The 939-nt window shown below is 60.1% G+C and carries 1 protein-coding gene; it reads right to left on the reverse strand.

From position 1 onward, the window contains the following. Nucleotides 1-929: ribonucleotide-diphosphate reductase subunit beta (locus tag TU79_RS24865; RefSeq protein WP_211263086.1), on the reverse strand; the 929-nt coding region annotated here is incomplete at its 3' end. Nucleotides 930-939 lie beyond the last annotated feature (10 nt).

Consider the following 939-nt stretch of genomic DNA (forward strand, 5'->3'; position numbering starts at 1 on the left):
TATTCAATCTCCAGCTGCGTCCCCTGCAGAATCATCTGGGTCGCTTCTTCCTTCATCTCGGCATCCCACAGGTGCGGGTTTTCGATTTTGATCTGGTTGATCACGTCGATACCGAAGTTCAGGTGCATCGACTCATCGCGCAGGATGTACTGGAACTGCTCGGCCACACCGGTCATTTTGTTGCGGCGGCCCATGGAGAGGATCTGGGTGAAGCCGCAGTAGAAGAAGATGCCTTCCAATACGCAGTAATAGGCGACCAGGTTGCGCAGCAGCTCTTTGTCGGTGTCGACGGTGCCGGTTTCGAACTTCGGATCGGAGATCGAGCGGGTGTACTTGAGGCCCCAGGCTGCTTTTTTAGCGACCGATGGAATCTCGTGGTACATGTTGAAGATCTCGCCTTCATCCATGGCCAGGGATTCGATGCAGTACTGGTAGGCGTGGGTGTGGATCGCTTCTTCGAAGGCCTGGCGCAGAATGTACTGGCGGCATTCCGGGTTGGTGATCAGGCGGTACACGGCCAGCACCAGGTTGTTGGCGACCAGCGAGTCGGCGGTGGAGAAGAAGCCGAGGTTGCGCATGACGATGCGGCGTTCGTCGTCGGTGAGGCCTTCGGGGGTTTTCCACAGGGCGATGTCGGCGGTCATGTTGACCTCTTGCGGCATCCAGTGGTTGGCGCAGCCGTCGAGGTACTTTTGCCAGGCCCAGTCGTATTTGAAAGGCACGAGCTGGTTGAGGTCGGCGCGGCAGTTGATCATGCGCTTTTCGTCGACAGCAACGCGGGCGGCGGAGCCTTCGAGTTCGGCGAGGCCTTCGGCGACGTCGAGTTTGTCGAGGGCGGCCTTGGCGCGGATGATTGCCGCAGAGTCGCTGGCGGTCACGTTGCGCGCTTCAAGGGCGGCAGCGGCGCCGGCGCCGTCGAGGCGGTCCATGTTGGCTTCG

It is taken from the genome of Pseudomonas trivialis (assembly GCF_001439805.1).
Lineage (GTDB): Bacteria > Pseudomonadota > Gammaproteobacteria > Pseudomonadales > Pseudomonadaceae > Aquipseudomonas > Aquipseudomonas trivialis.